Source organism: Nostoc sp. CHAB 5715, from assembly GCF_020829685.1.
Taxonomy (GTDB): Bacteria; Cyanobacteriota; Cyanobacteriia; order Cyanobacteriales; family Nostocaceae; genus Nostoc.
Genome location: NZ_JAIVFR010000247.1, coordinates 1 through 8,279 on the forward strand (window position 1 = coordinate 1; position 8,279 = coordinate 8,279).

An 8,279-nucleotide genomic window follows, 5' to 3' on the forward strand; every position below is an offset into this window, starting at 1 on the left:
GTGGGATCAAGATTCAACTACAGCACCCAGAAAACCGGATTATGATTCAGGTGTTTGCTGGAGTAGCGATTAGTGCGATTGCTTTATTCTTTATCTTTACGTACTTTTTGGGAATTGACCTGACCAGAGGTGCTAGATATAACTTCGTTTACTTTCCCGCGATCGTTGTTTTACTAGGGGCAAGTCTCGCAGTTTGTTGGCATCCTCCCAAGGAAATAAAAAGCATAGGTAAATGGGGAATAAACGATAAAAAAGCTGTGATGTTAATTTGGCTAATGGGATTTTTTAGTGCAGTTACAGTAATCTGCAATCTCGGCTATCAAAAATATTATCGCCCTGACCTGTTTGTGCAATTAATTCAACAAACATCTCCAACACCAGTACTGATTGCCACCACCCACAAAACTTATGTACACACTGGGGAAATGATGGGAGTAGCTAGGGAGATTAAACTTGCCAATTCACTCCAAAAACCTCTGTTTCTCCTTGCTCATCAAGACAAATACCCGAATACTTCCACCATTGCTCTGGAAAATACTTTAAATAAATTACCACGACCTTTTGACTTGTGGCTGGTAAACTTTCACGCACCCGTAGCAGAAGCCGTCAAAACATGCGTTAGGTCTGATACTCAATCAATGCCTAGCATAGATGGCTACGAATATGAACTTTATCATTGTCAATAAGCTGGGGAGTGGGGAGTGGGGAGTGGGGAGTGGGGGATGAGGGGGATGAGGGGGATGAGGGGGATGAGGGAGATGAGGGGGATGAGGGGAAGTTAGAACTCCGTTCATCCACCTCAAAGACATTCATCTCTTTCAGAACCTCAAACCTCCTCATGCCCCATGCCCCCTGCCCCATGCCCCATGCCCAATGCCCAATGCCCAATGCCCCATGCCCAATGCCCCATGCCCAATGCCCCATGCCCAATCTATATGCATCTTGTGGAAGTTCCTCAAATATCGATATCCATAGGAGACTAGAGAAAGAAGAAGAAAATATATCTGACACGTTTTCAAGCAGCGAAGGCTGTAATTAGTTAAGGAGGATTTATGCGTGCAGTACTGATGGCGGGGGGTTCGGGAACGCGGCTTCGCCCGTTAACTTGCGATCTGCCTAAACCGATGGTGCCGATCCTTAATCGACCAATTGCCGAACATATTATCAATCTCCTCAAACGACATCAAATTACAGAAGTTATTGCGACATTACATTATTTGCCTGATGTCTTGCGAGACTATTTTCTAGATGGCAGTGATTTTGGCGTTCAGATGACTTATGCCGTCGAAGAAGATCAGCCTCTGGGTACGGCAGGCTGTGTAAAAAATATTGCTGAACTTCTTGATGAAACCTTTTTAGTCATTAGCGGCGATAGTATAACAGATTTTGACCTCACGGGTGCGATCGCATTTCACAAACAAAATAAGTCGAAAGCTACTTTGATTTTGACCAGGGTTCCCAACCCGATTGAATTTGGGGTGGTGATTACCGATGAGGAAAGACGAATTCGCCGATTTTTAGAAAAACCCTCTAGTAGTGAAATTTTTTCCGATACCGTCAACACTGGTACTTACATTCTCGAACCAGAAGTTTTAGAATATCTGCCAGCAAACATTGAATCCGACTTTTCTAAAGACTTATTCCCTTTACTATTAGCAAAAGATGAGCCAATGTATGGTTACATTGCTCAAGGTTACTGGTGCGATGTTGGTCACTTAGATGCCTATCGGGAAGCTCAATATGACGCCTTAGATCGGAAGGTAAATCTCGATTGTGCCTATAAAGAAGTTTCTACTAAGTTATGGGTGGGTCAAAATACTTACATCGACCAGACGGCTGTGATTGAAACCCCAGCAGTGATTGGTGATAACTGCCGCATCGGTGCAAGAGTACAAATTGAGGCAGGAACTGTAATTGGAGATAATGTCACTATTGGCGCTGATGCGAATCTCAAACGTCCCATACTGTGGAATGGGGCATTCATTGGCGATGAAGCCCATCTTTCTGCCTGTGTAATTTCCCGTGGCGCTCGTGTAGACCGCCGCGCCCATGTATTAGAAGCTGCTGTTGTGGGTTCGCTTTCCACGGTGGGAGAAGAAGCCCAAATTAGCCCCGGCGTGCGCGTTTGGCCCAGTAAAAAGATTGAGTCAGGGGCAGTTTTAAATATTAACTTGATTTGGGGGAACATCGCCCAACGGAATTTATTCGGTCAACGTGGTGTCCAAGGATTAGCTAATATCGACATCACACCAGAATTCGCCGTGAAATTGGGATCTGCTTATGGTTCTACCTTAAAACCTGGTTCTAAGGTAACGGTTTCCCGTGACCAGCGTAATATCTCTCGGATGGTGACGCGATCGCTTATTGCTGGTTTGATGTCAGTAGGTATTGATATTCAAAACCTCGATGCTACAGCTATCCCCATTGCCCGCACGGTTATACCCACAATGTCGGTAGTTGGTGGTATCCATGTGCGGGTACACCCCGATCGCCCTGACTACATTTTGATTGAATTCATGGATGCCAAGGGCATTAATATCACCAAAGCTCTAGAAAAGAAAATTGAAGGGGCTTACTTTAAGGAAGATATGCGGCGAGCGCTAATTCATGAAATTGGCGATGTATCTTATCCCAGCCAAGTCATGGATCGCTACTGCACTGCTTTTGAGAAACTTTTGCATGTTCATACACTCCGTAACAGCCGCGCAAAAGTGGTGATTGACTATGTTTATGCAGTATCGGGGGCAGTTTTACCTCAAATGTTGGATAAATTTGGTGCTGATGCAGTGGTACTGAATGCCAGTGTCAATAAAACGGCGATGTCTGTAGCTGACCGCGAAGCACTGCTGACTCAGTTAGGTCATGTAGTCGAGGCATTGAAAGCTAACTTTGGTGTGCAAGTCACGGCTAATGGAGAACAGCTGATTTTAGTTGATGAATCAGGCTACCCAATTCGTGGGGAAACTTTAACAGCACTGATGGTAGACATGATTCTGACGGCTAACCCCAGAGGGACTGTAGTAGTGCCAGTTCATGCTTCCAGTGCTATTGAACAAGTCGCCCGCCGCCATGATGGCAGAGTGATTCGCACTAAAGCCAACCCCACAGCTTTAATGGAAGCTTGTCAGAAAAACCTAAATGTGGTAATAGGAGGTAGTGGAGATACTGGTTTTATTTTCCCGCAACTGCATCCGGGATTTGATTCCATGTTCTGTATTGCGAAGATCATTGAGATGTTGACTATACAGGAGCGATCGCTTGCTGCTGCTAGGTCAGAATTGCCCCGTGTAATTCACAAAACTTATACAATACGCTGCCCGTGGACAGCTAAGGGTGCTTTGATGCGTTACTTGGTGGAAACTCATCCAGCCCAAAACCTAGAACTCATCGATGGAGTGAAAATTTGTCAGCCCTACGATGACAGTTGGCTGTTAGTTTTACCAGATGCTAGCGAACCACTGGTGCATTTGTATGCAAATAGCAACGATCGCGATTGGGTAGATGAGACTGTGAGAAACTACCGCACTCGTGTCCAGTCGTTTGTGGAAAGACAACAAGAATATCAACCAGCCGAAGCGTAGTTTGTAATACTTCGGCTCCTTTCGACTTCGCTACCTCGACTTCGCTCGGCACAAGTCAAGGCAAGTGCGAGAGTACAAGTTCGTAATTCGTAATTCGTAATTCGTAATTTAATTACGAACTACGAATTAGCAATTACGAATTATGTTGAGGGGGTTCAAAATTATTATTGAACATTCGGACATTCTGGTAAATTTTTCTTTGCGTATTTGCAATCAAAATAAATTAAAGCTTCTCTAGTAGAGTTAAAACTCCCATCTGTGTAACGTGGGTCACTATTTGGACTTGCTTCATATAACCAAACTTTCAAATAGTAATGACTATTATCATCGGTAGACCATAATTCATAACGGTAATCACCTCCTGAACCCTGGTTATTTAAATAGTCAGCTAGTACTTTATTTGATGCAGACAACAAGCTCAATACAGTCAAAACAGGAATTACAGCTACTTTTAGTGTTTGGATGAATTTCATAAATGCACAAAAAATTTACTTTCTCTAGCTTCCTTTACCGATGTATGTTTTGAAACCAGTAATAATTCGGAATATTCTGTGAACATATATTAAGCCACTTACAAAAAGTAGGGGTGGAATGAAGGGCCGCCTTTTCGGTTTGTTTCCTGAAATACTTTACAAAATTTTACTTAAATTAAATGATAAAAAAGTTTCAATAAGTCTGGTAGGATATCTTCAGGCTTATTGATATAGATATTCATTAAGCTGATAATATATTTCAAGAAAGCAAATAGGTATCTTGGCGATCGCATCTCAACTATATATCAGGTGAAAATATGTCGAAAAAAATCGGTCTGTTCTACGGTACTCAAACTGGCAACACTGAATCTGATGCTGAAAAAATTCGGGATGAGTTTGGTGGTGATCTTGTAACATTACATCCCATTTACGAGGCGGATACTACCACCTTTGATGAGTATGACTTGCTGATTATTGGCTCTCCCACTTGGGATATTGGTCAACTTCAGAGCGATTGGGAAAGCTTTTTCCCCGATCTGGATGAAATAGATTTTAGTGGTAAGTTAGTTGCCTATTTTGGTGATGGAGACCAATATGGCTATGCCGATAACTTCCAGGATGCAATAGGAATTCTGGAAGAAAAAATTTCCCAGCGAGGCGGTAAAACTGTTGGTTACTGGCCAACTGAGGGTTATGACTTTGAGAATTCTAGAGCTTTGAGAAATGGCAAGTTTGTAGGATTAGCACTTGATGAAGGTAGTCAATCTGATTTAACAGACGAGCGAATTAAAACTTGGGTTGCTCAGTTGAAAACAGAATTTGGTTTGTAGAGATTAGGGGCGCACAGCTAGCTGTGCGCCTTTATTGAAATTGATAATTTAGAAGTTATAGGTATTTATGTCTGATTTATTTGATGTTCTGTGGTTAAATGCCAGTCCTATATTGAAGCGTTTTGATAAACCATTACTTGAATATTTATCTGGGTATATAAGCGTCGCCCAATGGGAATACCAGCAAACCAAAGATGAAGCCAGTTGCATAGATCAAGCTGTGGATTTGGTGTATGACTTTTTAAAATCGCGCCATCGCCCCGTGCATTTAGCAGGACATGGGATGGGTGGTGCGATCGCCTTAACCTTTGCGCGTCGATTTCCCGAAAAAGTGCGATCGCTCACCTTGCTAGCTGTAGCAGCTCAACCTGCAAACAATTGGCAGGCTCACTATTACTTTCAACGACAACTTTTTAGCATCAGCCGTGAGCTAGTTTTAGCAAGCAACGTTCGCAGTCTATTTGGAAATCAACCACCTCATACCACTAAAAAGTTAGTAGCTGCCTTAGATAAGGATTTAGAACAATCTCCATCATCACACTCTTTATTTAAGTTGGTTTATTTACCCAAGGGTGGAGTTTCTATGCCAATGATGGTATGTGGTAGCAAGAGCGATCCGGTAGTCAATCCACTTGCATTGCATGACTGGTTAAATTGGTTCAAGCCAGAAGATAAACTTTGGGAATGCCCAGAAGGATATCATTTTTTTCACTACTTCTATCCTCAACAGGTTGGTGAAGAGATTTTGAGTTTTTGGCAACACCATCATCCGCATCTGGTAAAAGCATCTGCACTATCTTTTAGCACTTCTACAAATTAGTGAGATACAAAAGTGGGATGCCTGACGACAAGCCTTACGGCTACGCATTTGTGAAAATTGGGGTTTAATGGGGTGCGTAGCTTGCCACCGTAGCCATCACTAATTATTTTACCACTCATTATTGATAGTTCATCCTTTCAAGCTGAATGTAATCATTCGGATAGGCGTTCTCGAAAATAAAGGCGATATAAATTACAAAGGCATTGAACTTTATTTTCTTTAAATTCAATTAAGCCCAGACTGCGTAATTTAAAACTTTGTACAGAGTCTAACTTCACAGGAATATCACTCTCAATCACTTTTTTCATCGCTGCTTTTAACAATTTATCTTCTTCCAGTAGTGAAAGATAGGGATGTAAAAAACCTCTAAATAATCCCTCGTCAGTGGGAGCAACTTTCAGAAATTGTTCTAAAGTTAAATTACCTGTGGCAATTTGATAAAGAGCAGTCCTTAATAAATAAGGATGACCATCAATCATTCCCCTTAATTGTCCGATTTGTGTATCTGACCAATTTAATTTATGTCGTTAGACTAATTCTTTTATTTGTGTGACGTTGAATTCTCCTATTTCAACAGATAAACCCACATTAAAGGGGGACTGGTTGACATTTAAGGAAACATATACTTCTTGAGAATGAGCAATTACTAAACGCAATCTTTGCCAGATTTCTTCGTTTTTACCGTTTTCATGCCAAGCTCGGAGTAGAGCAAAAAATTCTTGAGCAATTTCGGGATAAGGAAAAATTTTGTCAATATCATCTAAACCTAATACTAGGGGAGTATTAATATTTTTTAATAAATAGTCTTTTAAATAATTAGTGGAGTTAACTTGACTACTTAAGCGTCTTTTCCAAGATTGATCTATTTTATCTTCTAGCCCTAATTCATAACTCAGAGTTGCACAGAATGCCTGTAAAAAATTATTGAGATCGGTAAGATTTTCTTGACTCCATAAATTAAGAGAAACTGTGCGATAACCTTTTTGTTTACTATGCTCAAGAATGCGACTCATTAAAGAAGTTTTACCCATCTTTTGCGGCGCTTTGATGCGGATTAATGCCCCTGGTTGGAGGATGGATTGATAACATTTAATTTCTACCTCTGGACGCTCGATATAAAAGGGAGAGTTAAGAGGAACTTGACCATCAGTATTTTCAAAAATCCCTGAGGAGTTGTTCTGTTTGACTTTTGGTGTTGGTTGTTCAACAATGCCTAGATTAATTAGCAATTGTTGCTTAATAAACTGACTAACTCCCTTGTAGACTAAATTCTCTCTTGATTTTGGCTTGGTGATAGAAAGATGGTCGTCATCTGTAGAGGTAGGTTGGACATCTTTGATGCCTGGGTTAGCGCTATCTGGGTCTACAACTAAAAAACCTTGAGTGGGCTTCGTTTCAAAATAAACTTTTGTAGTAATTTCCAAGTAATCAATATTTTGCCGATACCACTCATTAAGTTGACGGAGTTGGGGAATATGTGATTTCAATTCATTAACACTAACAGAGGTTCGTGCCAAAATACCAATTTTATCGACTAAGTTAGCGAGATGGGAACCAGTGTGAGGAGTGGATAGAAATACAATGCCTTTTGTCTGTTGAATAACTGTTTTTTTTTGAAAAGTCTGAGCATTACGTAGCATTTCTTTAACTAATAATCCACCCATACTATGAGCGATAAAAATTATTGGGTATTTTCCAATATCATAAACTTCTAAATATTCTTGTAAATTACTAGCTCTATCAAAGAGTGGCATTGTTGACCCTCTCCACTCAAAGGGTTCAGCCTTGTAGCCAAAAGACCAAATACCTAAATCTGGTCTTTCTTGTGCAAGCCACGTTAACCAGAAATTATCATCGTTGCGTAGTTCTTGCGGATGCCAAGTTCCTCGTGCGTGACCACCTAACCCGTGAACAAAAATTACATCCCCGCAACGCTTAGGGTTGTCACATCCCGATATTTTGATTAAACCAGTCATCTCTGCGGGTTCAGGTTTTGGGGTTTGACCAAAAAAAATGTTTAAGGGCATAGATATTATGGGGAGAATTAGAGGATGACAAATTCTTCTTATGCCACGGCCACAGCGCGACTTAAAACTAGGATACAGCGATCGCGTCACTACTCGGTGCAATAACCGCGAGTTTAAATTAACGCGTCACGAATGCCGTCAGGTGTTTCTCTATGCTCTCAAAAAGGCATTGGTTAAGTTCCAATTTAAGCTTTATGCCCTATGTATTAAGTAGTCGAACACAATTAATTACACAATGTCATTGCGAATGGAGCGAAGCGGAATGAAGCAATCCCAGTCTTGACGAGATTGCTTCGCTACACTCCGTTCCGCTCGCAATGACCAATCATCGCTGCGTAAATCCTGTACTTTTATAGAGCCAGCACAAGCGAACGATTTACCCAAAATCATGCACTGGATAAATTGGTACACGGCAATGTGTTTTAACCGAATGTTGAACCGTACAGGACATTTTTGGGAAAAACGTTATCACAGTACAGGATTTGACAAAAGTGACCATCAACGGGCATTGAATACGCTGCGGTATATTCACGCCAATCCGAAAGCGG

The 8,279-nt window shown here is 41.3% G+C and carries 8 protein-coding genes and 2 pseudogenes; 7 read left to right on the forward strand and 3 right to left on the reverse strand.

The window, feature by feature from the left end:
* Positions 1-686, forward strand: a pseudogene (locus tag LC574_RS15310) (glycosyltransferase); the annotation flags it as partial.
* Here LC574_RS15310 and LC574_RS15315 read toward each other — a convergent pair.
* The gene (locus tag LC574_RS15315; protein ID WP_229454312.1) at positions 643-840 is read right to left on the reverse strand and encodes a hypothetical protein; all 198 of its coding nucleotides are present in this window, start codon (positions 838-840) and stop codon (positions 643-645) included. The pseudogene LC574_RS15310 and the gene LC574_RS15315 sit on opposite strands and share 44 nt — an antisense overlap.
* Here LC574_RS15315 and LC574_RS15320 point away from each other — a divergent pair.
* Together LC574_RS15320 and LC574_RS15325 are read left to right on the forward strand one after the other, a co-directional pair.
* Positions 839-1,039: a hypothetical protein gene (locus tag LC574_RS15320; RefSeq protein ID WP_229454313.1), complete on the forward strand. Its 201-nt coding sequence runs from the start codon at positions 839-841 to the stop codon at positions 1,037-1,039. The two genes, LC574_RS15315 and LC574_RS15320, sit on opposite strands and share 2 nt — an antisense overlap.
* A 13-nt stretch (positions 1,040-1,052) precedes the next feature.
* Entirely contained in the window at positions 1,053-3,581 is a 2,529-nt protein-coding gene (locus LC574_RS15325) for a mannose-1-phosphate guanyltransferase (RefSeq protein WP_229454314.1), read from the forward strand.
* Positions 3,582-3,745: 164 nt separating this feature from the next.
* Here the strand turns inward: LC574_RS15325 and LC574_RS15330 are convergent, their stop codons facing one another.
* Positions 3,746-4,054, reverse strand: coding sequence for a hypothetical protein (locus LC574_RS15330; protein ID WP_229454315.1), 309 nt, complete (start codon positions 4,052-4,054; stop codon positions 3,746-3,748).
* A gap of 317 nt (positions 4,055-4,371) precedes the next feature.
* Here LC574_RS15330 and fldA point away from each other — a divergent pair, with 317 nt between their 5' ends.
* Both fldA and LC574_RS15340 read left to right on the forward strand, forming a co-directional pair.
* Entirely contained in the window at positions 4,372-4,884 is a 513-nt protein-coding gene (gene fldA / locus LC574_RS15335) for a flavodoxin FldA (RefSeq protein WP_229454316.1), read from the forward strand.
* A 67-nt stretch (positions 4,885-4,951) separates the two neighbouring features.
* The gene (locus LC574_RS15340) at positions 4,952-5,704 is read left to right on the forward strand and encodes an alpha/beta fold hydrolase (RefSeq protein WP_229454317.1); all 753 of its coding nucleotides are present in this window, start codon (positions 4,952-4,954) and stop codon (positions 5,702-5,704) included.
* A 152-nt stretch (positions 5,705-5,856) separates the two neighbouring features.
* On the opposite strand, the pseudogene LC574_RS15345 reads toward LC574_RS15340, so the two are convergent.
* Positions 5,857-7,731, reverse strand: a pseudogene (locus LC574_RS15345) (AAA-like domain-containing protein).
* Positions 7,732-7,771: 40 nt separating this feature from the next.
* Here LC574_RS15345 and LC574_RS15350 point away from each other — a divergent pair.
* Positions 7,772-7,945, forward strand: coding sequence for a hypothetical protein (locus LC574_RS15350; RefSeq protein WP_229454318.1), 174 nt, complete (start codon positions 7,772-7,774; stop codon positions 7,943-7,945).
* 138 nt (positions 7,946-8,083) lie between these two features.
* A partial coding sequence (locus LC574_RS15355) for a transposase (RefSeq protein ID WP_368736692.1) occupies positions 8,084-8,279 on the forward strand: 196 nt, incomplete at its 3' end.

Coding starts and splice junctions, on each gene's coding strand:
- LC574_RS15320 (WP_229454313.1), top strand. CDS start 839: ATGCCCCATGCCCCCTGCCCCATGCCCCATGCCCAATGCCCAATGCCC.
- LC574_RS15315 (WP_229454312.1), bottom strand. CDS start 840: ATGAGGAGGTTTGAGGTTCTGAAAGAGATGAATGTCTTTGAGGTGGAT.
- LC574_RS15325 (WP_229454314.1), top strand. CDS start 1,053: ATGCGTGCAGTACTGATGGCGGGGGGTTCGGGAACGCGGCTTCGCCCG.
- LC574_RS15330 (WP_229454315.1), bottom strand. CDS start 4,054: ATGAAATTCATCCAAACACTAAAAGTAGCTGTAATTCCTGTTTTGACT.
- fldA (WP_229454316.1), top strand. CDS start 4,372: ATGTCGAAAAAAATCGGTCTGTTCTACGGTACTCAAACTGGCAACACT.
- LC574_RS15340 (WP_229454317.1), top strand. CDS start 4,952: ATGTCTGATTTATTTGATGTTCTGTGGTTAAATGCCAGTCCTATATTG.
- LC574_RS15350 (WP_229454318.1), top strand. CDS start 7,772: ATGCCACGGCCACAGCGCGACTTAAAACTAGGATACAGCGATCGCGTC.